Consider the following 25,342-nt stretch of genomic DNA (forward strand, 5'->3'; position numbering starts at 1 on the left):
TAAGGGGATCACAACAATGACATTTACTCGCCACTACGCCGTTTGGCCGAAAGAGTTACCCAAGAGCATGGCGCTGCCACGGACCAGCCTGGTGACAAACCTTGAGATTTCGGCGCTACGTTACCCGGACCGCACCGCCATCATTTTCTATGATGCCCCGATCACCTACAGCAAACTGTTGCAGGAAGTGGAGGCGATGGCCGGCTACCTGCAGTCCGAGGGCGTCAAAAAAGGCGATCGGGTACTGCTGTACATGCAGAATTCTCCCCAGTATGTGGTTTCCTATTACGCCATTCTTCGAGCCGATGCGGTGGTAATCCCCATAAACCCGATGAACCGGGCGGCGGAGCTGGAGCATTATGTGGCCGATACCCGTGCCCGCCTGTGTCTGGCCGGGCAGGAGCTGACCGGCTATATCGCCCCGCTGCTGGATACCACCGATCTGGAACAGGTCGTGGTGGCCTCCTACTCCACCTACATTAAGGCGGATACGGATCTGGATCTGCCAAAGGAAGTGGCTGCCCCGGCCTGGTCCCAAAACGTCCCCGGGGTGATCCCATGGGAACAGGCACTGGCAGAGAACCGGCAGCCCACCGCCCGCACAGCGGGCCCGGATGATCTGGCCGTGATTCCCTACAGTTCCGGAACCACCGGCGCGCCGAAGGGTTGCATGCACACCCACCACAGCGTGATGGCAACTGCCGTGCACCGGGCGTTCTGGAATCTCAGCACCGCCAACACCGTGCAGTTGGCCACCCTGCCGTTCTTCCACGTCACCGGCATGACCGGGTCCATGAACAGCCCCATCTACAGCGGTTCTTGCTTCGTGATCATGACCCGCTGGGATCGCACCACCGCGGCCCGGCTTATTGAGCGCTACCAGGTTACCGGCTGGACCAACATCGTCACCATGGCGGTGGACTTCCTGTCGAACCCGGACATCGGCCAGTACGATCTGAGCAGTCTCAACACCATTGGCGGCGGTGGAGCTGCGATGCCCGAATCGGTGGCGGCCAAGCTCAAGAACATGACCGGGCTGGACTACATCGAAGGCTATGGCCTGTCAGAAACCATGGCGGCTACCCATATCAACCCCCCCAACCGTCCCAAGCCCCAGTGCCTGGGCATACCGGTATTTGATGTGGACAGCCGGATTATTGATCTGGAGACCCTGGAAGAGAAAGGGCCGGGCGAAGTGGGTGAAATTGTCTCCCACGGTCCCCAGGTTACCCAGGGCTACTGGAACCGTCCGGCAGACACCGAAGCGGCCTTTGTGGAAATCGACGGCAAGCGCTTCTTCCGGACCGGCGATCTCGCCTACTACGATGAAGAGGGCTATTTCTTCATGGTGGACCGGGTCAAACGGATGATTAACGCATCCGGCTTCAAGGTGTGGCCCTCGGAAGTGGAAGCGCTGATGTACCATCACCCCGCCATCCACGAAGTCTGCGTCATTTCCTCGCCCCATCCCAAGCGAGGGGAGACTGTGAAGGCCTGCATCGTGCTGGTGCCCGGGGCGGACGCCACAACCGAGGCGGATATTGCCAGCTGGTGCAAGGAGCAGATGGCGGCGTACAAGGTGCCTGAAATCATTGAATTTGTGGACGAGTTACAAAAATCACCCACAGGCAAGCTGATGTGGCGGGCTTTGCAGGAAGAGGAGTGGAAGTCACAGGGCTGACCGAGCTCGCCCGCGGGCGATTGGCCGGTGAATAAAAAAGGGGCCCCAGGCCCCTTTTTTATTCCTCTGCAAAGCTCGTCACGCCACGTACATCACCAGATTCTCTGCCACACAGCCAGGCCTGCTTTCGCCCTCAATCTCTAAGGTGGTTTTGTAGGTAGCCAGAAAGCGCTGCCCGTCCAGGGGGGTCACATCCATCAGTTCCATTTTGCTCCGTATCCTCGACCCTGATTTGACAGCCGAGGGTAAACGCAGCTTGTTGATGCCGTAATTGATACTGGCGCTTTTGCCCTGAACATTGATCACCTGCTGGTTCAGCAGGGGAATCAGTGACACGGTCAGGAAGCCATGAGCCACCGGACTCTTCCAGGGCGACTCCCGTTCTGCCCGTTCCACATCCACATGGATCCACTGATGATCCCCGGTGGCGTCGGCGAAGGCCTGGATCATCTCCTGGCTGACGGTTTTCCAGGGACTGTGGCCGATCACCGAGCCGGTGTGTTTATGCAAGTCTTTCAGATCAACCGTCAGCATGATTGTGTCCTGTTCCTTGGTTTTAATAGGGTTACCAACTGGCGTATAGCTCAGGCGCTAGACCGCGTAGCCGGGATTCTTGCTGTCCAGCAGCCGAACCAGTGCCGGCCAGGTCAGGGCAGATGCCCGGCCGAGAGACTGGGACTGGTCCGCTGTCGTCCTGATGGCCTGCTCTGAGGGCAGATGGGTTGGGCCGCAGCTCTGGGCCTTGACCTGAATCTCACAGGCCTTCATCAGGAAGTAGAGATAGGTGAAGGTCTCAGGCACATCCCTGCCTGCGGTCAGCACGCCGTGGTTACGCAGAATCATCATGGATTTGTCACCGAGATCGGCAATCAGCCGCTCCCGCTCATCAAGATCAAGGGCGACGCCTTCATAGTCGTGGTAGCTCAGGTGATTCAGGCAGAGCATGGCCGTCTGGCTCAGAGGCAACAGGCCATCACGGTGGGCGGATACCGCGACCCCATCCGGCGCGTGCAGGTGCATCACCGCGCCGGCGTCTTCCCGGCCCATGTGTACGGCACTGTGGATGGTGAAACCGGCCGGGTTTACGCGGCTGAGGCCGCCGGACTCCACTACCTGTCCCTCTTTGTCCACCTTCACCAGGGATGATGCGGTAATCTCGTGGAACAGCAGGCCGTAGGGGTTGATCAGGAAATGGTGATCCGGCCCCGGTACCCTTGCCGACAGGTGAGTGAACACCAGATCGTCCCAGCCGAACAGGGCCACCAGGCGATAGGCTGCGGCGAGCTCGGTACGCACCTGCCACTCGGCTTTCCTGAGGTCCCGGTCTTCTGACTGATCGCTTGTTGCTGTCATGATGATGCTCCCCGTGAACATGTATTGTATTGCACTGCACAAAAAAGGGGCAGCTGATGCCACCCCAAAAAGACCCCCTGCTGGATCAGGAGATCCTGGGCTACAAGTGCGCAGCCCCTTAACCTGCCTGCAACAGGCTGGCAAAAGCCTCGAGGTGATGATCATCATCACCCAGCTGGTGGTTGATCAGAATCAGTCGCTTGGCGTAGTGGGCAAAGCTGTATTCCCAGGTCATGCCAATGCCGCCATGCATCTGGATGCCGCTTTCGGAAATGAACTGTCCGGCGCGGCCAATGACGTTCTTGGCGGCAGCCAGCACGCGCCGGCGCTCGGTGCTCTGTTCGTTGTCAGCCACGCTGGCGGCGAGAATGGCCATGGATCGGGCCTGTTCAAGCTCTGACATCATATCCACCATTCGGTGCTGCAACACCTGGAAGCTACCAATGGGCACGCCAAACTGCTTGCGCTGCTTGAGGTAGTCCAGCGTCAGCTTGTTGGCTTCCTCCATGCAGCCGACAGCCTCGGCACATAGAGCGGCAATGGCACGACCAGCCTGGTACTCGATCACGGGCCCGGCCTTGCCTTCATCGCCAAGCAGCGCGTCCGCGCTCAGTCTGACGTTGTCCAGGAAAACATCACAGCCTTTCGCGCCGTCGTTAGTGGGGTAGCTGCGACGCTCGACACCGTCGACCTTTGGGTCGATGGCAAACAGGCTGAGGCCTTCCGCGGAATCACTGTCGCCGCTGGTACGGGCAGAGACAACCAGCAAGCCTGCACTATGGCCGCCGATGACCACGGCCTTGCGTCCATTGAGCGTGTAGCCGTCGCCAGATCGCTCGGCACGGGTTTCTACCCTGTGCAGGTCGTAATGGCTCTGGGGTTCCTGTAGGGCGACAGCAACCTGTAGTTCGCCGCCGGCAATGCCAGGCAGCCAGTGGTCTTTCTGGTCGTCATTGCCCGCCTGACTGATCAGGCCGCCGCCCAGAATAACCGACTGCACGTAGGGTTCCAGGCACAGGCCCCGGCCCAACTCGGTCATCACCGACTGAACTTCCACACCGGTGCCGCCAAATCCACCCAGTTCCTCGGGGAAAGGCACCGCGGTAATACCCAGTTCACCCAGCTGTTTCCAGAAGTCCGCGCTGTAGCCAAGCTCAGTCTCGCTGAAGTCGAGGCGTTTCTCGAAACTGTACTCACCGCGAACCATGCGCGCCACGGTGTCTTGCAACATCTGTTGCTCTTCGTTGAGTTGGAAATCCATGGTCGCCTCCTTAAAGCCCGAGTATCATTTTCGACACGATATTCTTCTGGATCTCGTTGGATCCGCCGAAAATCGAGAGCTTGCGGTTGTTGAAGTACTGGGGCGTGACCGGTGCCGCGTTCTCGTCGGAGAGGAACTCGCCGTCGTAATCCAGGCTCATTTCCTCCTCCACAAACGGCATGGCGTAAGCGCCCAGTGCGCGACGGGCCAGGTCGTTAATGGACTGACGGATTTCGGTGCCCTTGACCTTCAGCATGGAGCTCTCGGCGCCGGGCATACCGCCGCCTTCCACTGCTGCGATGATGCGCAGGTTGCTTATGCCGGCGGCCAGAAGATCGATTTCCACCTTGGCAATACGCTGGCTGAAGGAGGGGTCCTCAAGCAGGGGTCGGCCGTTTTTCATGCGCCGTGAAGCCAGGTCTTTCAGGTGCTCGAGTGCCGCCTTGGACAGCCCGATGCCGGCCAGACCTGTGCGCTCGTATGTGAGCAGATACTTGGCGTAGGTCCAGCCCTTGTCCTCTTCGCCCACCAGGTTTTCCACCGGCACCTTCACGTTCTCGAAAAACACTTCGTTGACTTCGTGTTCGCCATCGAGGGTGATGATCGGGCGTACGGCGATGCCCGGTGTTTCCATATCGATCAGCAGGAACGAGATGCCTTCCTGTTTCTTGACTTCGGTGTTGGTGCGGACCAGGCAGAAGATCATGTTGGCGTGCTGGCCCAGGGTGGTCCATGTCTTCTGGCCATTGACGATGTAGTGGTCGCCCTCACGCACTGCGCGGGTCTTCACAGAGGCCAGGTCAGAGCCGGCTCCGGGTTCCGAATAACCCTGGGCCCACCAGTCCTCGCCACTGAGAATGCGGGGCAGGTACTTTTGTTTCTGGTCTTCGTTGCCGAACTTGATGATCACCGGAGCCACCATATTCACCCCGAACGGGACAGTGCGGGGCACACCATAACGGCAGGATTCGTCGTCCCAGATGTGCTTCTGCACGGGCGACCACTTCACACCGCCGTATTCTTCCGGCCAGTGGGTGGCATACCAGCCCTGGCCGGAGAGAATCTTCTGCCAGCGCTGATGGTCTTCTTTGGTCAGCTTCTTGAAACCCTTGACCTTGGCGGCGATGTCTTCGGGCAGATTCTCATCAAGAAAGGCCCGGACTTCGTCCCGAAACGCCAGTTCGTCGGCGGTGTAGTTCATGTCCATGGATAAAACCTCCCGGTCTGTCTCGTTTGACGTCTATAACTGTGCGACGCCGGCCTGGGCCGGCTGCGCGTTAACATGATCAGCCAGGGACAAAGGCGGCAATGCCGGTCTGCCCGCGACCCAGAATCAGGGCGTGGACATCGTGGGTGCCTTCGTACGTATTCACTGCTTCCAGGTTCATGACGTGGCGGATCACGTGGTATTCGTCGGCGATGCCGTTACCACCGTGCATGTCACGGGCGACCCGGGCAATGTCCAGAGATTTGCCGCAGTTGTTGCGCTTCATCAGGGAAATGGCGTCCGGCGAGGCTTCGCCCGCGTCCATCAGCCGACCCAGCTGTAAGGCGCCCTGAAGGCCCAGGGTGATCTCGGTCTGCATGTCCACCAGCTTCTTCTGGATCAGCTGGTTGGCGGCCAGGGGCTTGCCGAACTGCTTGCGCTCCAGGGTGTAGTTGCGGGCCGCGTGCCAGCAGAACTCGGCGGCACCCAGGGAGCCCCAGCTGATGCCGTAACGGGCCTTGTTGAGACAGCTGAACGGGCCTTTCAGACCTTCCACGTCGAGCTTGTTTTCGTCCGGGCAGAAAACCTCGTCCATGAAAATGGAGCCGGTCTCAGAGGCACGCAGTGAGAACTTGCCCTCGATCTTGGGTGCATCCAGGCCCTTGGCGCCGCGCTCCAGCACAAAACCGGTAACCTTGCCGTCGAGTTTGCCCCAGACCACAAACACATCGGCAATCGGCGAGTTGGTGATCCAGGTCTTGGAACCACTCACCAGATAGCCACCGTCGACTTTCTTGGCACGTGTTTCCATGCCGCTCGGGTCGGAGCCATGGTTGGGCTCGGTCAGGCCGAAGCAACCCACCAGTTCGCCGGAAGCCAGCTTGGGCAGCACCCGCTTTTTCAGCGCTTCCTGACCAAACGAATGGATCGGATGCATAACCAGTGAGGACTGCACCGAAAGGGCAGAACGGTAGGCTGAGTCAACCCGTTCCACTTCCCGGGCGATCAGCCCGTAGCAGACGTGGTTGAGGCCGGGGCCGCCGTATTCTTCCGGCAGAGTGGCGCCGAGCATGCCCAGATCACCCATGTCGGTGAAGATGGACCGGTCGAACTTCTCGTGACGGTTGGCCTGGACAATGCCGGGCATCAGGCGCTGGTCGCAGAAAGATCGGATGCTGTCGCGAACCTGACGTTCGGTTTCATCCAGTTGCTTGTCAAAGTGCAGCAGGTCATCCCAGGGTGCGGAAGCCATAGTGTGTCTCCTCAGATAATTAGTCGGTTACTTTTTCAATCGGAACCCGTTCAATCGGATGCTCTTTTAATCGGTAACCCGTTCAATAACAGCAGCAATGCCCTGGCCTACGCCAATGCACATGCTGATTAATGCGTAACGGCCGCCGCTGCGCTCAAGCTGGCGGGTGGCCGTTAATGCGATGCGTGCACCGGAAGCCCCCAGGGGATGGCCGACAGCGATCGCACCGCCGTTGGGATTGAGCCGGGAATCCGTCGGGTCTATGCCCAGCCTGGTGGTACAGCCGAGAACCTGTGCGGCAAACGCCTCGTTGATCTCGATCACATCCATATCGTTGATGCTGAGACCGGCGCGGGCCAGGGCTTTTTCGCTGGCTGGCACCGGTCCGTAACCCATCACCTGTGGCGGTACACCGGCAATGGCTGCGGATACGATGCGGGCGCGGGGACGGATGCCCGCGCGCTCGCCGGCGTCAAGGGAGCCAATAAGCAGGGCCGCAGCGCCATCGTTTATTCCGGATGCATTGCCTGGTGTAACCACGCCACCGTCGAACAGCGGGCGCAGTCCGGCCAAGGCCTCTACGGTGGATTGGGGGCGCGGATGCTCATCGGCGCTCACGCTCACCGGCGGTTTTTTTCGGCCCTGGGGTACCTCGACAGCAAGGATCTCGTCTTTATAGAAGCCTTCTTTAAGGGCGATGTCATAACGTGCCTGGCTCTGGGCAGCAAACCGGTCCACCAGCTCGCGGCTCAGGCCAAGCTCCCGGGCAATGTTGTCGGCTGTTTCGGGCATGGTGTCCGAGCCGAATTCCGCTTCGATACGCGGGTTGGGAAAGCGTGCGCCGATGGTGCTGTCGAAGGCGCGGAAGTCCCGGCTGAAAGGACTTTCGCTCTTGGCCATTACAAACGGGGCCCGGCTCATACTTTCCGCACCACCGGCCACGAACAGCTCACCTTCGCCACAACGGATCGCCCGGGCTGCGTCAATAACGGCCGCAAGGCCGGAGCCACAGAGACGGTTGATGGTCAGACCGCCGGCTTCAACGGGCAGGCCGGCCAGAAGACCGGCATGACGGGCCAGGTTACGGGCATCTTCGCCGGCTTGGTTGGTGCAGCCGGCAATGACGTCTTCGTAGAGCTCCGGGGCGAAGGCATTACGCTCCACCAGGGCCTTTATGACGGTGGCCAACAGGTCATCGGGACGCACTTTGGCCAGGGCTCCGGCATGTCGACCGAAGGGGGTCCTTAGCCCGTCATAGATAAATGCGCTCATGGCATCTCCCGTTTCGTCAGACAAGTCTATTGTGGTCCTACTGCTATAGAGAAGAAAGGATCCAAGCTTGTCATGTCATTAATGTTGATATAGTTTCGTATAGCGGAATTAAGTTTTGTATATCGAGTTATAAAGACTAATCCGGGGTTGTGTGAAATGCAACCGATACCACCGTCGAGGACGTGAATCTTTTATGGGCCGATTTCTGGTTCCCGTTGCCGTGTTGCTGGAGCTTGTGGCGCTATGTCTGGCCAGTTCCTGGCTCAGTGTGCTTGCCGGGGTGCTGTTCCTCTTCTGCTTTCTGACGTCACTCGGGTCGCTGCAGGTCTATTCCCGATACTTGCTGGTGGTTTCCGTTCTGGTGGTTGGCGCTCTGTCGCTGGCCGGTGAAATGAATCTTGATGATATGATCCGGGCGGCGTCCAACGCCGCCTTCTACGCGGCCTTTCTGGGCAGCCTGGGCATGATGCAGTGCCTGGTGCGACGGCTGGAGGTGCTGCGGCGTATTCATGACGTCCTGCTGGGGGGCCATCCGGTCCTGCTATACCCGAAGTATGCGGTGGTCAGTTGCGGAATTGCCTCGGTGCTGAGTTTTGGGGTGATGAACCTGCTCTGCGGTACCCTGGCGGACACCCTGCGGGAGCGGGGTATCACGGGCACCTCGCGTCTGCGCTGGTTGCGCAGTGTGCTGATCAGTACCCTGCGGGGATTTGCGCTGGTCCCTATGGTTGCGCCAACCAGTGTGGCGGTGGCGATCATTACAAGGGAAGTGCCGAGTCTGAGCTGGTCGGGGTTACTGCCCTACGGCATTGGCAGCGCGCTGATACTGCTGCTGGTGGGCTGGTTTCTCGAGCACAAGCGCTTTCGTCTGGTCAGCGCCGAGCGCCAGCCATTGGACCAGTGGCCCACTGGCACCGCACGCCTGGCGCTGCTTGTGACAATCATATTCCTCGGGATGGCACTGTTGGTCCAGCTTACTGGCCTGCGGGTTTCGGTGGCGGCCATGCTCACAGTACCGGTGGTGACCTTCCTTTATATGCTCTGGAATGATCGTTCATTGCCGGCGGTTGCGGAGGAGGCAGTCGACAATCTGCTGGGCATGAGTAATGAAATGGCCATTTTCGCCGGTTCCGCCGCGCTCGGCGTTGCCCTGGTGGCGGTGGTGCCGGTGGACGTCCTGGCAGGCCTGGCGTCGGGTCAGTGGGGGGTGTTCCTGCTGGCGGCCGGTGGCTTGCTGATGATGCCCATGCTGTCGGCCATTGGCATCATTCCCATTACCGTGTTGAGCGTCCAGGCCGGGTTGATGCCGCAACTGGTGGCAGAGGGCGTGAATCCCCTGCCGGTTGCCGTTGCCCTGGTAATCGGCTTTTCGCTTGCGATGATGCTGTCGCCCTTCGGCCCTGCGGTGACACTGCTGTCACGGTTTGGTCAGGTGTCGCGCTGGGTTGTGGCTTTCAGTTGGAACGGGCTGTTTGTACTGCTGTCCATCCCGTTGTTGCTTCTGATGCTCTGGGTTCTGTTCGGGGTCGTACCGGCCACGGGCTGACCCTGACGGCCGGTAGTGATTTTCTGATGCTCAGTAGCCCCGACCGGTATCCACCATGCCGGTAATGGGCTGACCGTTGTAATGGGCGCGGATCTTCCCGGTGATCTGTTCAAGGGTGGCACCCCTCAGGGTGCGTGCGGAAATGTGCGGTGTGAGGGTAATCTCAGGACGCTGCCAGAACGGGTGGTCCGCCGGTAGGGGCTCCTGGCGGAACACATCTAGGGAAGCCCGCGCCACCTGGCCCTCGTCTATGGCCCTGAGCAGATCCTCGTCCACCAGATGCTCGCCACGTCCCACGTTGACGACCATCGCGCCAGGCATCAACTGGCTCAGGGTCTGATAATCAAGAATGTTGCGGGTTTGCTCGGTCAGCGGCAGTGTATTTACCAGAACCCGGGTCGAGCCCAGGAATTCGGCCATGCCGTCGGCGCCAGCGTAGGTGGTCACGCTCTCCAGTTTATGCTCGCCGCGCGCCCAGCCATTGACCCGGTAATCCAGGTTCGCCAGCGTGCGGGCGACCCGCTTGCCGATATGGCCCAGCCCCATGATGCCCACCGGCCATTCACTGCGCTTGATCGGCCGGTGGATCTTCCACATGCCCTGGCGCTGCTGTTCCCGGTAAGTCTCCATGCCGCGGCTGGCCTCCAGTAGCTGGTGCAGGACATATTCTGCCATTTGTACCGACATGCCGGCGTCTTCCAGGCGCACGACCGGCAAGTGCGGTGGCAGATTGGGTACCGCCAGCAGGCCATCAATGCCGGCGCCCAGGTTGAAGACAGCCTTAAGCCCGGTCTCCCGCTCAAACAGCTTTTCCGGTGGTTGCCAGACGATGGCGTAATCCGCATCCACGGCCGGACCGTCCGGGTCCCATGGGTATACCTCGGCCTCCGGAAGCAGTGCCTGAATGGGGTCGGTCCAGCGCTCCGGCTTGGGGTCGCCGGCAACAAAAAGGACTTTCATGTCTTCTCCCGGGATCGTAAGGTGGCTATAATTTATCTATAACGTTCCGCTTTGCAGAATAATATACCGAAATATTTACGTAAACCCGATGTCGCGTAACATAAATACCGATTATCAGTGAGACAGTAATAACAAGTGTTTCTTATTTGGCACGACTTTTGATTCGTTACAGGACACCTGTGGTACTTGAGGGTTGCAGCTACTAAGATAGCGCAACTTTTCTTCTATCTGGCCAGGTTCCCGGCATTGTCAAAACACGGCGGGCTTACCGGATCAGTCAATGCAGTTGGAGGACGCCCAACGATGAACAGAGCACAAACCACTATATCGGACCTGTCGGCCTCAGCCGGTGGTGGTGAGCCGGTAAAGCCGGAAAAAGACCGCAAATTCGTAGAGGCGCTTTCCCGCGGTCTCGACGTGCTTCGTGCCTTCAGTCAGGGCTCGGTAATCCTGGGTAACCAGGATATTTCACGGCTGACCGGACTGCCCAAGCCGACTGTTTCACGGATGACCTACACCCTGACCAAGCTCGGTTATCTGAGCTATAACCCGCAACTGGAAAAGTACCAGCTCAGTTCCGGCGTTCTGGCCCTGGGTTACGCCTATGTCTCCAATCTCAAGGTACGTCAGCTGGCCCGGCCCTATATGGACGAGTTTGCACGGCAGACCAACATGTCTGTCGGCCTCACCTGCCGTGACCGGTTGCACATGATCTATGTGGAAAACCGGCTGCCACCGGAAGCCTCCCTGCTGCGGATGGACATCGGGCTGAAACTGCCCATGTCCACCACCTCTGCCGGCCGCGCTTATTACTGCGCCATTTCCGACAAGGGCCGGAAAGTGATTGATGACGCCATGGAGGCCAAATACGGCGATGCCTGGCCGGAAAAACAGGCGGGTCTTCAGCGCGCCATGAAAGACTACAAGAAGTACGGTTTCTGCCTGTCCCTCGGCGAGTGGGACCGTAATATCAATTCCGCCGGTGTGCCGATTCATCTGCAGGACGGCACCATTATGGCACTGACCAGCGCGGCGCCGTCCTATCTGGTGCACGGCGAAAAGTTGAGAGACTCCATCGCCCATCAATTGGCCATGCTGGCAAGTGACATTGAGTCACTCGGCGTCTGATCGATGTTCCTGAAGTGCCCGTGAAAAACCCCAGGATTCGTTCTGGGGTTTTTTTATGACTGCAGTTAAATTGGTGGTTGTAACCCTATTGGTGTGTGCAACCATAATTGATGGTTGAAACCGACCGTAAACTTGTATTAAATCGTTATTATGTTTCGCTTGTTAAAACTACATTCCATGGAAGCGAGGAAAAATTATGTCTGAGGTCGTAACATACAACCGGGAAGGCTCTGTTGGCGTCATCACCGTGAGCTATCCGCCGGTGAACGCCCTTAGCCACGAGGTTCGTTCCGGCCTGGTGGCTGCGCTGGAACAGGGCCAAAAAGATTCCGACGCCCAGGTGCTGCTGCTGGTCTGCGAAGGTCGCACCTTCATCGCCGGTGCCGATATCCGCGAATTTGGCAAGCCGATGCAGGAGCCGGGGCTGGCCGCTGTTGTCAACCAGTACGAAAGCAGCGATAAACCCATCGTGGCCGCCATTCATGGCACCGCCCTTGGGGGTGGTCTGGAAACCGCCCTCGGCTGCGACTATCGGGTGGCCCTGAGCAGCGCCAGGGTCGGCCTGCCGGAAGTCAAGCTGGGCCTGCTGCCCGGCGCCGGCGGCACCCAGCGACTGCCCCGGTTGACCGGCTCGAAGAAAGCGCTGGAAATGATCACCACCGGCGAATTTGTCTCAGCTGACGACGCTCTGGCGGCCGGCATTATCGATTCCGTTGATCAGGGCGGCGATATCCGCGCCATTGGTCTCGCCTTCGCTGACCGAGTGGCAAAAGAACAGCGCGGGCCCCGCCGCGTGAGGGACCTGGATGATCGTATTGCCGCCGAAAAAGGCAGCCAGATCTTCGATGAGTTCCGGGCTGCCCTGAAAAAGAAATCCCCCAATCTGTTCGCGCCGTTCAAGTGTGTGGACGCTGTTGAAGCGGCCACCCAGCTGCCTTTTGAGCAAGGCTTGAAACGTGAGCGGGAGCTGTTTAGCGAATGCATGGATTCGCCCCAGCGGGCCGGCCTCGTGCATGCCTTTTTCGCTGAGCGGGAAGCTTCGAAGGTTCCGGGCCTGAGCCGCGAAACACCGGTCCGGGACGTAAGCAGCGTCGGGATCATCGGCGCGGGCACCATGGGTGGCGGCATCGCCATGAACTTTGCCAATGCCGGCATTGCGGTGTTCCTGCTGGAGCAGAAACAGGAAGCCCTGGACAAGGGCCTGGCTGTCATCCGTCGTAACTACGAGAGCACCGCCAAGAAGGGGCGCATCAGCCAGGACGATGTGGAAGAGCGCATGGCCCTGATCCGTCCCACCCTGTCCTATGACGACTTTGCGGACGTGGACCTGGTTATCGAGGCCGTGTTCGAGGACATGGGGGTCAAGAAGCAGATCTTCGGGCAACTGGACGCGGTGTGTAAGCCCGGCGCCATTCTCGCCTCCAATACCTCTACCCTGGACATCGACGAAATTGCCTCGGCTACGAAGCGGCCTGAAGACGTGGTCGGCATGCACTTCTTCAGCCCGGCCAATGTCATGAAGCTGCTGGAAAACGTGCGTGGCAGCAAAACCTCGGATGAGGTCAAGGCCACGGTGATGAGCCTGGCCAAACGGATCGGCAAGGTCGGCGTCATGGTGGGTAACTGCTACGGCTTTGTTGGCAACCGGATGCTTCACCGTCGGGGTGCCGAAGCCACGGCCCTGGTCAATGAAGGCGCCACACCCCAGCAGGTGGACAAGGTCCTGACTGGCCTCGGCTTCCCCATGGGCCAGTTCGCCATGTCGGACCTGGCAGGTATTGACGTGGGCTACCGGATCCGCCAGGAGCGCCGTAAAGCGGGCGAATCCATTCCGCCCAACTGGATGGACAAACTGGCCGAGGAAGGCCGCCTGGGGCAGAAAACCCAGGCCGGTGTCTACAAGTATGAAGAAGGCAGCCGCAAGCCGGTACCGGACCCTGCCGTGGACGCCATGATCGAGGAGTTCCGCCAGGAACAGGGCATCGCGCCCCGGAGTATCAGCGACGACGAAATACTCGAGCGTTGCATGTACGTGATGATCAACGAAGGTGCCAAGATCCTGGAAGAAGGCATTGCCAACCGCGCCCTCGATATTGATGTGGTCTGGATCTACGGCTATGGCTTTCCCTCCTATCGGGGTGGCCCCATGTTCTGGGCCGACCAGGTCGGGCTGGACAAGATCCTGACCAGCATTCGTAATTTCCAGGCCACGGTTGGCGGCGACCAGTGGCAGCCTTCGGCGTTGCTCGAGCGGCTGGTGAAGGAAGGCAAGAGCTTCGCTTCCCTTAACCGGACCTGAAACCGGACCTGACTGAGCCGGCAGACAGGTTCGACCTGTCTGCCGCACAGCTACAGCAACGTATTGCTGAAGCAATCTATAGAACCTCTAGAACCCCTGAAAAGGAGCGCCAACATGTCAGACGCCGTTATCGTCTCCACTGCCCGTACCGGACTTGCCAAGTCCTATCGCGGCTCCCTGAACAACACCCACGCCGTTGACCTGGCAGGCTATGTTATCCAGCAAGCCGTGCAGCGCGCTGGCGTCGACCCCAAGGTAGTTGAGGATGTGATTATGGGCACCGCCTACCCGGAAGGCGCCCAGGGCCGGAACGTTGCCCGTCTGGCCGCCATCCGCGCAGGTATGCCGGTCACCACCGCCGGCCTGACCATCAACCGTTTCTGCAGCTCCGGCCTGCAGGCCATCAGCCTGGCCGCCCAGCGAATTGTGTCCGAGAAAGTGCCGGTCATGGTTGCCGGCGGGGTTGAATCCATCTCCATGGTCCAGAACGAGCACGTGAATTCATTTCACGCCACCAATGACTGGTTGCTACAGAACAAACCCGAGCTCTACCTGGCCATGATCGAAACCGCTGACGTTGTGGCTCATCGCTACGGCATCAGCCGGGAAGCCCAGGATGAGTATGCCCTGATCAGCCAGCAGCGCACCGCCGCCGCCCAGGAAGCCGGTCACTTCAAGGATGAGATCGTGCCCTTCGACGCGGTCATGAAGGTCAAGGACAAAGAGACCGGCAACGTCAGCGAAAAGAGCGTCACCCTCGACATGGACGAGTGCAACCGGCCCGGTACCACCCTGGAAGGCCTCGCCGGCCTGGAGCCGGTGCGCGGCCCCGATCACTTTATCACCGCCGGCAATGCCAGCCAGCTGTCCGATGGTGCGTCCGCCTGTGTGGTCATGGATGGCACCTACGCCGAGAAAAACAACATCGAGCCGATGGGCATCTTCCGCGGCTTTGCGGTCGCCGGCTGCGAGCCTGATGAAATGGGTATCGGCCCGGTCTACGCCATACCACGGCTGCTGGAACGCACGGGCCTGACCATGGACGACATTGATCTGTGGGAGCTCAACGAAGCCTTTGCCTCCCAGGTTATCTACTGCCGTGACAAGCTGGGCATTCCCATGGAAAAGCTCAACGTCAATGGTGGTTCCATCTCCATCGGGCATCCGTTCGGGGTGACCGGTTCACGCCAGACCGGCCACATCCTCATCGAAGGCAAGCGTCGCGGAGCCAAGTACGTTGTGGTCACCATGTGTATCGGCGGTGGCCAGGGTGCCGCTGGCCTGTTCGAGGTGGTGTGATCGACTCACTATCGTGAATCCTCTGGCCTATTACTGACCGAAACAGGAGCGCGCAGTGCAGCAGACAATCGTCAACACCAGTGACCTGGAGTTCCAGCTGTTCGAGCTACACAGGGTGGACGAGCTGCTGCGCTTCGAGCGCTACGCCGACCACAGCCGTGACACCCTGCAGGCGGCGCTGGAGCTGGCTCTCAAAATAGCGGTTGAGGAGTTCGCGCCCCACGCCAGGCTGGTGGATGAAGAAGAACCCCGGTTCGAGAACGGCCGGGTGACCATGCGCCCCGAAGTTAAAAAGGCGCTGGATGTTTTGCGGGGCACCGGCCTTATGGCCGCGAGCCAGGATTACGAGCGTGGCGGTATGCAGTTGCCTTCCGCGGTCGCACAGATGTGCATCGGCATGCTGAAGGGCGCCAATGTCGGGACCCATGCCTATGCCGGCCTTACCATGGCCGCGGCCAACCTGATCCTCGCCCATGGCAGCGAGGAGCAGATCGAACGCTATGCCAACCCTATGCTGGCGGGGCACTTTTTCGGCACCATGTGTCTGACTGAACCCCAGGCCGGCTCCTCCCTGGGTGACTTGCGCACCCGGGCTGAACCCCAGGCCGACGGCAGCTATCGGCTGAAAGGCAACAAGATCTATATCTCCGGTGGCGATCACGAGCTGAGTGACAACATCGTGCACATGGTGCTCGCGCGCCTGCCTGACGCCCCGGCCGGGGTGAAGGGTATTTCCCTCTTTCTGGTGCCGAAAATCCTGGTCAACGACGACGGCAGCCTGGGTGAACCCAACGATGTCGCCCTGGCGGGCCTGATTCATAAGATGGGCTACCGGGGCACCACCTCCACCATGCTCAATTTTGGCGAGAAGGAAGGCGCTGTCGGCTATCTGGTAGGAGAGCCCAACAGGGGGCTGGCGGCCATGTTCCACATGATGAACGAAGCCCGCATTGGGGTCGGTGTTGGCGCCGTCATGCTGGGCTATACCGGTTATCTTCACAGTCTTGAGTATGCCCGCGAGCGCCGCCAGGGCAGGCCCTTGTCCGACAAGGACCCGGCGTCGCCCCAGGTGCCGCTGATCAGGCACGGGGATATCCGCCGTATGCTCTTGTGCCAGAAAGCCTATGTGGAAGGCGGCCTGGCACTCTGCCTGCAAGGCGCCAAGCTGGTGGACGAAAAGAAGTTCGCGGAAACACCGGAGGCCCGCGAGGCGGCAGCGGGTCTGCTGGATCTCCTCACCCCCATCATCAAGTCCTGGCCCTCCCAGTTCTGTCTGGAGGCCAACAGTCTGGCGATCCAGGTTCATGGCGGCTATGGCTACACCCGAGAATACCCGGTAGAGCAGTTCTACCGCGATAACCGCCTCAACCCGATTCATGAGGGTACCCACGGTATTCAGGGCCTTGATCTGCTGGGCCGGAAGGTCTGGCTGCAGGATGGCCGGCACTACCGGGCCTTGCTGGGGATTATTAACAGCACCATCGATGAGGCGGAAGCTGTGCCGGATCTGGCTGACAGCGCCCACCGGCTCAGTGAGGCGGTGGCGGCGCTTGCCGATGCGACCGAGGCCACGGGTGCCCTCCGGGAAGCAGGCGAGACCGAACGTGCCCTGGCCAATGCCTCCCTGTATCTTGAGGCTTTTGGTCACACCGTGGTCGGTTGGCTGTGGTTGCGACAGGGGCTGCTGGCCCGGGCCGGCCTGAACAGCCATGGCCCCCAGAGCCAGACCTTCTATGATGGTAAGCTCAAAGCCTGCACCTATTTCGCCCGCTATGAACTGCCCCGGGTAGTGGCCCTGGCCCGGCTGCTGGAAAGTGGCGACTGCACGGCACTTTCAATGGACGAAGCCAGTTTTTAGGCAATGGACGAAGCCAGTTTCCAGGCTGCCCTAACGGCCTAGAGGCCGCAGCCATGCCTGCCGCATCCGGATGGATACGGCCCCTTAAAATCAGAACTATAATCGGCAAAGGAGCGATATCACCATGACGCGTAAATCGAAGGCTGTCGTGTGTCGGGAATGGGGCCAGCCCATAACGGTGGAAACCATTAACATCGCGCCTCCCAAGCATAACGAGATCACCATCAAGGTCGCTGCCTGTGGCGTCTGCCATTCCGATCTCTCTGCCACCACCGGCAAGATCCAGTACCCGCCTCCCCTGGTGCTGGGCCATGAAGGCGCCGGTGTTGTGATCGAGGTGGGTGAAGGCGTTACCGAATTCAGTGAGGGCGACCATGTGGTCAGCTCGTTCATTTCCATGTGTGGCAAGTGCCGCCAGTGTGTCCGTGGCCGCCCGGTGCTCTGCGAAAAAGCCCATAAGGCCATGTTCACCCTGCCTGACGGCACGGTTCGTACCACCGACGCCGAGGGTCGGGATCTGAACGTGTTCGGGGCCTGCGGGGTGATGGCGGAATACGCCACCCTGCACATCGACAACGCCGTGAAAATAGAGCAGGGCGTGCCGCTGCAGAATGCGGCCCTGGTGGGCTGCGCTGTCATGACCGGCGTCGGGGCCGTCTTCAATACCGCCAGGCTGGAGCCGGGCTCCCGCGCCGCCGTGTTCGGCGTGGGTGGCGTCGGCCTGAATGCCATCCAGGGTTGCCAGACCGCCGGTGCTGAAATGATTGTCGCCGTGGATACCAGTGACAGCAAGTTGGCCATGGCCCGTGAATTCGGTGCCACCCATACCGTCAATATCAACGAGGTTGAGGACGTCGCCAAGGCGGTAAAAAAGCTAACTGGTGGTGTTGATTACGCTTTTGAATGCGTGGGCGCCGGCGCTGTGGTTGCCCAGGCCTACAAATGCCTGGGTCGCGGCGGTACTGCGGTGGTGGTGGGCGTCGCCGATCCCAAGGATAAGACGTCGTTCGGTACGCTCTCCATGCCGGCGGACGAACGCACACTGAAGGGCAGCTGGCTCGGCTCTGCCCGCCCCCAGCATGATTTCCCGCGCATACTGGCCCTTTACAAGGCCGGCAAGCTTAAACTCGACGAACTGGTCACCCGCACCTATACCATCGATGAAGCGCCCCAGGCCTTCGAAGACATGGTGGCAGGCAAGAACGCCCGTGGCGTCATCGTATTTGACTGACAGGAAGCTGAATCCAATGAATCTGAGCAAACTCTACATCGATGGCCAATGGGAAGCGTGGGCCGGCAAGACGCTGCCTGTCCATGAAGCCGCCACAGGCGACGTGCTGGCGCAGGTTCCGGCAGCAAGTGAAAAGGAAATGAAGCGGGCGGTGGCAGCGGCGAATACCGCCTTTGAAAGCTGGAGCGAATCGAGCTTGGAGCAACGCATCAAAATCCTGGAGCAGCTTCATGCCGGGCTGAAAGCGCGCAGCAGCGAGATTGCCGAAGCCATCAGCCGCGAAGTAGGCATGCCCATCAAACTCGCTACCCAGATCCAGGCCGGTCTGCCCGCGGCCATCACTGAAAGCTACCTGAAACTGCTGCCTCAGTTTCCCTTCACCGAGCAGGTGGGTAACTCGGAAATCCAGTACGCCCCGGTGGGCGTGGTGGGTTGCATCACACCCTGGAACTACCCGCTGCACCAGGTCATCCTGAAGGTGGTGCCGGCCTTGGCCGCCGGCTGCACCGTGGTGCTCAAGCCCAGCGAGATTGCACCGACCAGCGCCTATATCCTGGCTGAAATTCTTGACGACACCGATCTGCCTGCCGGTTGCTTCAACCTGGTCTCCGGTCTGGGTCAGGTTGTGGGCGATGCCCTGATCAGGCACCCGGATGTACGCATGGTCTCCTTTACCGGTTCCACCCGCACGGGGCACCTAGTGGCTCACGCCGCCGCTGATGATTTCAAGCGCTTCGCCCTGGAGATGGGCGGCAAATCAGCGTCCATCGTGTTGCCCGATGCGGATCTGAAGGCTGCGGTAAAAGGCACCGTCAACAACTGCCTGCTCAATTCCGGCCAGACCTGCACAGCCCTCACCCGTTTGCTGGTGCCGGAAGACCGGCACGACGAAGCCTGTGAGCTGGCAGCCGAGGCAGTGGCCAAAATGACCCCTGGCAATCCGCTGGAGGAAACCACCCGCCTGGGCCCCCTGGCCTCAGCCGAGCAGCGGGACAAGGTGCTGGACTTCATTCGCCTGGGCTCGGCGGAAGGCGCCACCCTTGTTGCCGGCGGCCCCGAGGCGCCCGAGGGCCTGACCGAAGGCTATTTCGTCAGGGCGACGGTGTTTGGCAACGTCAAACCCGACAGCAGAATTGCCCAGGAAGAGATTTTTGGACCGGTGCTCTGCGTGATTCCCTACAAGGATGAAGCGGATGCCATCCGGATCGCCAATGGCACCGCCTACGGCCTGTCGGGCGCGGTCTGGTCAGGGGACGGGGAAAAGGCCCGGGCGGTGGCCGGCAAAATGCGGACCGGCCAGGTCTTCGTCAATGGCGGCGCGTTCAATCCCCTGGCTCCGTTCGGCGGCTTTGGCCACTCCGGCGTTGGTCGGGAGTTTGGCAAGTGGGGTCTGGAAGAGTTCCTGGAAGTACGCTCGCTTCAGCTATAACCTGTGCTCTCTTTTCACTCTGGAAGGCAGTTATCTATGAGCAGTATCTGGACCGTTACCCCCTCCCTGGAAGGCATGGCCGAACGCACCAGGAACACCGCTGTCGAGGCCATGGGCATCGAGTTTCTGGAGGTGGGTGATGACTATCTGGTCGCGCGCATGCCGGTCGATCACCGCACGGTCCAGCCTGCGGGGATCCTTCACGGCGGCGCATCGGTCGTACTGGCTGAAACTCTGGGCAGCGTGGCCGCCAACCATTGTATTCGGCGGCCCGACAAGGCGGGGGTTGGCCTTGAGATCAATGCCAACCACATCCGCTCGGTGCGGTCAGGCTGGGTTATCGGCACAGCCCGGCCCCTGCACATCGGTGGCACTACCCAGGTCTGGGAAATCCGCATTGAAAATGAAGAGGGCAAACTGGTGTGCATGTCCCGGATCACCATGGCGGTTATTCCCGTACCGGGATGAGTCCGGGTTAGGCTAACCGGCAGCGTTGATCACCGTTCCGATTAATACCACAGCTCACCCACCGGTGTGTCGGGTGAGAAATGATGCTGGATCTGGGCCTGAAGCAGCTCGGCTGACGCCAGGGCATCGGTCAGGGCATGATGTGGGGGGTAATGGGGAAGGCCGTAGCGAAGCCGGCTGTCTGGTAGGCGGATGGATAGTGCACGTTTGCCCCTCACCCGGCTGAGCCAGTTGGGGGACCGGCGGGGGTGGAGCTTGGCTTCAATGGCCATGGTGTCGATAACCGGAAATTCGATGCCTTCCCGAAGCCGCCACTGAAGCGCAACTTCCAGAAAAGGTCGCTCAATGCCCCGATGGTGTACCACCACCACTTTGCCGGCCAGGGCCGGCAGGAACTCCGCCAGTATTTCTGTCAAATCCGGAGCCTCTTCAATATCGCTATGGGTGATGCCATGGATGGTGATCGACTCCCGCTGTAATGGCAGGGGTGGCCGGATGATCCAGTGCTGGGCATCCCGGCAGCGTATCCTCTGTAACGTCATGGGCACCAACCCAATGCTGACAATGGAATGGGTGTTGGGGTCGAGTCCGGTGGTTTCGAAATCCAGCGCCACCAGTGGGACCTGGGACATGGGGGTTTCGGGGGCTACGCATCCGGCGTCGTAAAACGCCTTGAGGTGCGGATTTCTGGCCTCGGAAGCCAGCCGGGCCATGCGCTCAGGCCAGGGTGCCAGCTTCGGGTTGGCGGGATTGGCTGAGGTGTGCTGGCGGCCCATCATAAGCCTCGGTCTCCCCTGCGTCCGGATGACGAACAAATCACTGTAACTGACGTCCGGTCGGTGCGTGGTAGCGATAGCGCAGGAATTTCTGGCCATTGCTCAGAACCTGGAAGGCATCCTTGAGACTGCGGCGCTCGAACGGCGAAAGGTCCTCAGGCCGGACATTGTTGTCGGGCTCTTTGCCGGCTTCGATGGCCAGGGCCTGGTGGCGGATCCGCACAATGGCAATGAACTCGAGGGCATCCCTCAGATTCTCAACGCTGCCTTCCGGCAATAACTTGGTGTCGGCGACGGCTCGCAGCCGCTCAAACGAATTCTGGGCCCTGGAGCCGCACGCCAGCGAATGAATCCGGATCAGGTCGGACAGGGGGGCCGTGCCGCGGCGTTTGAGGTTGATGGTGTCGTTCTGCTTGCCGTCCTGCTCCATCACAAAGGTGCGGAAGAACCCGAGTGGCGGCGTGCGATTGAGGGCATTGCGGGCCATCAGCGCCAGGAAGCGCTGGCTTTTCTGGGCTTTGGCTGCCACCAGTGCCTTGAGCTCGTCGGTGTACCGGGTTTCGCCATGGATACCTTCCAGATCGAAGAAGATGTTGCTGTTCAGCAACGCCTCGGCCTGGGGGTTTTCGATCCAGTCGGTAAAGTAGGCCTTCCAGACCTTCAGCGGCTGTCGCCATTTGGTGTTGGTCGCCATGATGTCACCGGTGCAGTAGGTGTAGCCACAGGCTGCCAGGCCATCGCTGACAAACTTGGCCATTTCCTGGAAATAGCCATCGTGCTCTGCCGGCTCAAAGGCATCGTCCAGCACCAGGGCGTTATCCTGGTCGGTAACCACCAGCTGCTCGTCCCGGGCCATGGACCCAAGCGCCATGAAACAGTATGGCACCGGCGGCGGCCCGAGTTTTTCTTCCGCCAGCTCCAACAGACGCTGGCAGAAACTGCGTCCGATGCCCGCCATGGCGCTGCCGATCATCTTGGAGTTGGCATCCTCGTTTACCATCCGGACGAAGCTGTCCCTGACATCCTTGCTCACCGCTTTAAGACCGCGCACATCCTGCTGGCGGTGGATATTGCTGACCACGAACAGGGTGCTTTGGGACTCGTAGCGGATAATGTCAGACAACCCGATGATGCCCCGGGGTTCCTCACCGTGTACCACGGGCAGATGGTGGACGTTGTTGTGAAGCATCATCAGCATGGCTTCAAAGATAAAGGCTTCGGAACGGATAGTGATCAGCCCGGTGGACATGATGTCCCGGATCGGCGTCTCCGAGGGCAGGGCCTCAGTCACCGCTCGTGTGCGCAGGTCCCGGTCAGTGACGATGCCGCTCATCACAGGTGTCGGCCCGGACTCGTCCATCAGCAGGAGGGCCGAGACACCCTCATCGGTCATTATACGGGCAGCCTCCTGCAGCCTGATGGTGTCGGGCGCGCTGACGGTGGGCCGTGAAATAAGCCGGGTCACCTTGTCGGTCAGCAGATCCCCGGACTTGCCCTTGCGGGCAACCGCTGTCCTTAAGCGCGTGCGGTCCTCGATTTCGACGAAGTCAGCGAAGATTTCATCGGTTTCCCAGAGCTCCTGGAACAGGTCAGCGGGGATGCAGTATATCAGGGTGTCTTCCAGCGCCTTGGCCGGGAAGCGAACAGTCTTGCCCATCATCAGGCCAAACTGGCCGAAGATGTCACCTTCGCTCAAGCGGTTGTATAGTTCACCGGAGCGCCGGAAAATTTCCACCGCCCCGCTACGGATGTAGTGCAGATCGGTGGCGGTCTGGCCGAACTCGGTAATGGTGGAACCTGCGCGATAGTAAGCGACGTCCACCCGGCCGGCGATCTTGTCGAGGGTCTCCGGGGCCAGGTCTTCAAACGGTTCGTGCTGACTCAGGTGATTGCGGATTTCGATCAGTTCAGCCTGCATGAAAAGTCCCGGTTGCTGGAATTGACGGCAATAGAACCCCGAGTGTAGCAGCGAGCTCTGGTGGCAGGCCACGGTAGTTGTACCAAGGCCAGCCTTCGAAGCTATCCCGACCAGCTGGGTCTGTGGCCATGAAGGCCCCGGTCAATAATCCTGAAGGCAGACGATGATGAATTTACACACACTGGTGCTTGGTGGTATCCGCTCAGGCAAGAGTGCCCGCGCCGAGACCCTTGCCGCGGCCCATGGGGCGCCTGTGATCTATGTGGCTACGGCCACCGCCGGAGACGAGGAAATGGCCATCCGGATTCGCCAGCACCGGGAGCGGCGTCCTGACAGCTGGGGACTGATCGAGGCGCCCCTGAGGCTGGCCGAGGTGCTTGCGGGACAAAGCCGGCAACACCCGCCAGTATTGCTGGTTGACTGCATGAGCCTCTGGCTGAGCAACCTCATGCATACGGGTGAGACAGTGTTTACCCGCGAGCGGGCAGCCTTTCTCGCTGAGCTGGCGGACTACTCGGGTCCGGTGGTGATCGTGAGTAACGAAGTGGGGTTCGGGACTATCGCCATGGATCCCCTGACCCGCAGATTCTGCGACCAGTTGGGCTGGCTCAACCAGGACTTGGCGGCCCACTGTTCATCGGTGGTAATGACCGTGGCCGGGCTGTCCCTGAACCTCAAATAAGTCTGGTCGGCTCAGCCCCCGTGGGCAACAAGGCAGGAAAGCTTGCCATAAGAGGAGTGGTCAAGCCGTATCCGGCTGCGGCACGCATAGGGCACCGCCAGTGCCGAAAGCACCCGGTCACGGCTGATGCCCATGACATGTCCGACCACCACCCGTATGACCCCCCCATGGCAGACCAGCAGCACCCGTTGTCCCCGAAGTCTGTCTGTCCAGTCTTCCCAGGCCGCCTGGACCCGACCTTGGAAATCGCCGAAAGGCTCGCCACCTGGCGGCGCGTTCCTGTCGGCATCGGCCCAGAACCGGGCCAAGCGGTCCTGGCCATAGCGCTGTTGGATTGCGTCTGCGGTGAGGCCTTCCCAGTCGCCAAAGCCGATTTCTCGCAGGCGCTCATCGCTGTGCAGCGGGGTACCGGACTGCCCTGCCAGGGTGCGGGCGAACTCACCACAGCGCAGAAGTGGCGACGTCAGGATGGCGTCCCAATGGTCATCCGGAGTAATGGCGTCTTCCATCTGCTGCCACCCCTGGGGGCTTAGCGGGTCATCCTTGCTGCCACGGAACATGGGCCCGCCGTCCGGTTCGCCGTGGCGAATCAGGTCGACAAAGGTGGCCAGCGTTCCGCTATTGGCCATCGCTGACTCCGGCATCCGCAAACCGGGCCATTTCGTTATGCAGGGCGCAGGCGGAACGTACCAGTGGCACGGCCACAGCAGCGCCACTGCCCTCGCCCAGGCGCATGCCCATATCGAGTAAGGGCCTGGCTTCCAGGGCATCCAGTACCCGACCGTGACCAGGCTCGCTGGAGCGATGGGCAAAGTGTAGCCACTGCTGCAGTTCCGGTACCTCCCGAACTGCTGCCAGAGCCGCCACGGTGACGATAAAACCGTCCACCAGCACCGGAATTCGCCGCGCCGCGCAGCCCAGAAAGGCCCCAGCCAGGGCGGCCAGTTCAAAGCCACCCAGTGAGGCAAGGACCGCTAGGGGTGCCTGGTCTTTACCGTGGCGTTTCAGGGCGCGTTTTATCACTGCTGCCTTGTGGACGACCCCTGCAGGGTCCAGGCCGGTGCCAGGACCTGCCAGCTGCTCCGGCTCAGCACCAAGCAGGGCGCAGGCGACGGCTGCGGCACTGGTGGTGTTGCCAATGCCCATGTCACCGCCAATGAACAGCTGGGCTCCCTCTGCTGCGGCCCGATGGGCAGCGCGGTCGCCGGCGTCAATGGCCGCCTCGAGCTGGTCCCGGGTCATGGCCGGTCCGGTCGCCAGGTTTGCCGTGCCCGGGGCGATGGTTTCGTCCCGGACGCCGGGCAGGGTTGAAAGTGGTGTCACCGTACCAAGATTGATCACATCCAGGCCGGCACCGAGCATGCGTGCAAGAACACTGATGGCAGCGCCACCATGGGCGAAATTGGCGATCATCTGAGCGGTGACTGCCTGGGGAAAGGCCGAGATGCCCTCGGCGCAGACCCCATGGTCAGCGGCAAAAATCGCAATCTGGACCCGATCCGCGCCCGGCCGGTGGGTGCCCTGCTGCGCGCACAGTTCTATTGCCGCAGTTTCCAGCAGGCCCAGGGAGCCGGGCGGCTTGGTAAGGGAGTCCTGTCGGCGACGGGCGGCGTCAGCGTAGTGGGCTTCCGGGGTTGCGATGGCGCTTTGCCAGGCTAGAGGCAGGGGCATGAACATACTCATGAGAGGAGATTAGCGCCAGATGGTCTAACGCACCTGGGG

General features: G+C 60.5%; 21 protein-coding genes. 10 read left to right on the forward strand and 11 right to left on the reverse strand.

Annotated elements, in window-relative coordinates; all coding sequences use genetic code 11:
• Positions 1-16 precede the first annotated feature (16 nt).
• Complete coding sequence (locus G7W63_RS18165; protein ID WP_166261769.1) at positions 17-1,681, forward strand: long-chain fatty acid--CoA ligase; 1,665 nt, start codon at positions 17-19, stop codon at positions 1,679-1,681.
• Positions 1,682-1,759: 78 nt separating this feature from the next.
• Here the strand turns inward: G7W63_RS18165 and G7W63_RS18170 are convergent, their stop codons facing one another.
• The 6 genes from G7W63_RS18170 to G7W63_RS18195 all read right to left on the reverse strand — a co-directional run bounded on the left by G7W63_RS18170 (position 1,760) and on the right by G7W63_RS18195 (position 8,026).
• Positions 1,760-2,215, reverse strand: coding sequence for a MaoC family dehydratase (locus tag G7W63_RS18170; RefSeq protein ID WP_166261772.1), 456 nt, complete (start codon positions 2,213-2,215; stop codon positions 1,760-1,762).
• Positions 2,216-2,272: 57 nt separating this feature from the next.
• Positions 2,273-3,034, reverse strand: coding sequence for a class II aldolase/adducin family protein (locus tag G7W63_RS18175; protein ID WP_166261774.1), 762 nt, complete (start codon positions 3,032-3,034; stop codon positions 2,273-2,275).
• Between the two features lie 118 nt (positions 3,035-3,152).
• Complete coding sequence (locus G7W63_RS18180) at positions 3,153-4,295, reverse strand: acyl-CoA dehydrogenase family protein (protein ID WP_166261776.1); 1,143 nt, start codon at positions 4,293-4,295, stop codon at positions 3,153-3,155.
• Between the two features lie 10 nt (positions 4,296-4,305).
• On the reverse strand, positions 4,306-5,502 hold the full coding sequence (locus G7W63_RS18185; RefSeq protein WP_166261778.1) for an acyl-CoA dehydrogenase family protein: 1,197 nt from the start codon (positions 5,500-5,502) through the stop codon (positions 4,306-4,308).
• Between the two features lie 79 nt (positions 5,503-5,581).
• On the reverse strand, positions 5,582-6,754 hold the full coding sequence (locus G7W63_RS18190) for an acyl-CoA dehydrogenase (RefSeq protein ID WP_166261780.1): 1,173 nt from the start codon (positions 6,752-6,754) through the stop codon (positions 5,582-5,584).
• Positions 6,755-6,820: 66 nt separating this feature from the next.
• A complete protein-coding gene (locus G7W63_RS18195; protein WP_166261782.1) occupies positions 6,821-8,026 on the reverse strand; it encodes a 3-oxoadipyl-CoA thiolase in 1,206 nt (401 codons plus the stop codon).
• A gap of 193 nt (positions 8,027-8,219) precedes the next feature.
• On the opposite strand from G7W63_RS18195, the gene G7W63_RS18200 reads away from it, so the two are divergent.
• Positions 8,220-9,572, forward strand: a complete 1,353-nt coding sequence (locus tag G7W63_RS18200; protein ID WP_166261784.1) for a hypothetical protein — start codon at positions 8,220-8,222, stop codon at positions 9,570-9,572.
• Positions 9,573-9,602: 30 nt separating this feature from the next.
• Here the strand turns inward: G7W63_RS18200 and G7W63_RS18205 are convergent, their stop codons facing one another.
• Positions 9,603-10,532 carry a 2-hydroxyacid dehydrogenase gene (locus tag G7W63_RS18205; protein WP_166261786.1) on the reverse strand — a complete coding sequence of 310 codons (930 nt, stop codon included), beginning with the start codon at positions 10,530-10,532 and terminating at the stop codon, positions 9,603-9,605.
• Between the two features lie 303 nt (positions 10,533-10,835).
• Between G7W63_RS18205 and G7W63_RS18210 the strand changes: the two genes are divergently transcribed.
• The 7 genes from G7W63_RS18210 to G7W63_RS18240 all read left to right on the forward strand — a co-directional run bounded on the left by G7W63_RS18210 (position 10,836) and on the right by G7W63_RS18240 (position 20,244).
• Positions 10,836-11,660 (forward strand): IclR family transcriptional regulator, encoded by an 825-nt coding sequence (locus G7W63_RS18210; protein ID WP_166261788.1) that lies wholly within the window; start codon positions 10,836-10,838, stop codon positions 11,658-11,660.
• Between the two features lie 196 nt (positions 11,661-11,856).
• Positions 11,857-13,959, forward strand: coding sequence for a 3-hydroxyacyl-CoA dehydrogenase NAD-binding domain-containing protein (locus G7W63_RS18215; RefSeq protein ID WP_166261791.1), 2,103 nt, complete (start codon positions 11,857-11,859; stop codon positions 13,957-13,959).
• Between the two features lie 114 nt (positions 13,960-14,073).
• Positions 14,074-15,258, forward strand: a complete 1,185-nt coding sequence (locus G7W63_RS18220; RefSeq protein ID WP_166261794.1) for an acetyl-CoA C-acyltransferase — start codon at positions 14,074-14,076, stop codon at positions 15,256-15,258.
• A 55-nt stretch (positions 15,259-15,313) separates the two neighbouring features.
• Entirely contained in the window at positions 15,314-17,116 is a 1,803-nt protein-coding gene (locus G7W63_RS18225) for an acyl-CoA dehydrogenase (RefSeq protein WP_166261797.1), read from the forward strand.
• A 124-nt stretch (positions 17,117-17,240) separates the two neighbouring features.
• Positions 17,241-18,347, forward strand: a complete 1,107-nt coding sequence (locus G7W63_RS18230) for a zinc-binding dehydrogenase (protein ID WP_166261800.1) — start codon at positions 17,241-17,243, stop codon at positions 18,345-18,347.
• Positions 18,348-18,363: 16 nt separating this feature from the next.
• Positions 18,364-19,776, forward strand: coding sequence for an aldehyde dehydrogenase family protein (locus G7W63_RS18235; RefSeq protein WP_166261803.1), 1,413 nt, complete (start codon positions 18,364-18,366; stop codon positions 19,774-19,776).
• A 36-nt stretch (positions 19,777-19,812) separates the two neighbouring features.
• The gene (locus tag G7W63_RS18240) at positions 19,813-20,244 is read left to right on the forward strand and encodes a hotdog fold thioesterase (RefSeq protein ID WP_166261806.1); all 432 of its coding nucleotides are present in this window, start codon (positions 19,813-19,815) and stop codon (positions 20,242-20,244) included.
• A 41-nt stretch (positions 20,245-20,285) separates the two neighbouring features.
• On the opposite strand, the gene G7W63_RS18245 is transcribed toward G7W63_RS18240, so the two are convergent.
• Positions 20,286-21,020 carry a 3'-5' exonuclease gene (locus G7W63_RS18245; protein WP_166262383.1) on the reverse strand — a complete coding sequence of 245 codons (735 nt, stop codon included), beginning with the start codon at positions 21,018-21,020 and terminating at the stop codon, positions 20,286-20,288.
• 40 nt (positions 21,021-21,060) lie between these two features.
• Complete coding sequence (locus tag G7W63_RS18250; protein ID WP_166261809.1) at positions 21,061-22,938, reverse strand: DUF294 nucleotidyltransferase-like domain-containing protein; 1,878 nt, start codon at positions 22,936-22,938, stop codon at positions 21,061-21,063.
• A 163-nt stretch (positions 22,939-23,101) separates the two neighbouring features.
• Between G7W63_RS18250 and cobU the strand changes: the two genes are divergently transcribed.
• On the forward strand, positions 23,102-23,620 hold the full coding sequence (gene cobU, locus G7W63_RS18255) for a bifunctional adenosylcobinamide kinase/adenosylcobinamide-phosphate guanylyltransferase (protein WP_166261811.1): 519 nt from the start codon (positions 23,102-23,104) through the stop codon (positions 23,618-23,620).
• An 11-nt stretch (positions 23,621-23,631) separates the two neighbouring features.
• On the opposite strand, the gene G7W63_RS18260 is transcribed toward cobU, so the two are convergent.
• Entirely contained in the window at positions 23,632-24,249 is a 618-nt protein-coding gene (locus G7W63_RS18260; RefSeq protein ID WP_166261813.1) for a histidine phosphatase family protein, read from the reverse strand.
• Entirely contained in the window at positions 24,239-25,291 is a 1,053-nt protein-coding gene (cobT, locus tag G7W63_RS18265) for a nicotinate-nucleotide--dimethylbenzimidazole phosphoribosyltransferase (RefSeq protein WP_166261815.1), read from the reverse strand. The genes G7W63_RS18260 and cobT overlap by 11 nt, the downstream gene beginning before the upstream one ends.
• Positions 25,292-25,342 lie beyond the last annotated feature (51 nt).

The sequence above is a fragment of the Marinobacter salicampi genome (genome assembly GCF_011074795.1).
Taxonomy (GTDB): Bacteria; Pseudomonadota; Gammaproteobacteria; order Pseudomonadales; family Oleiphilaceae; genus Marinobacter; species Marinobacter salicampi.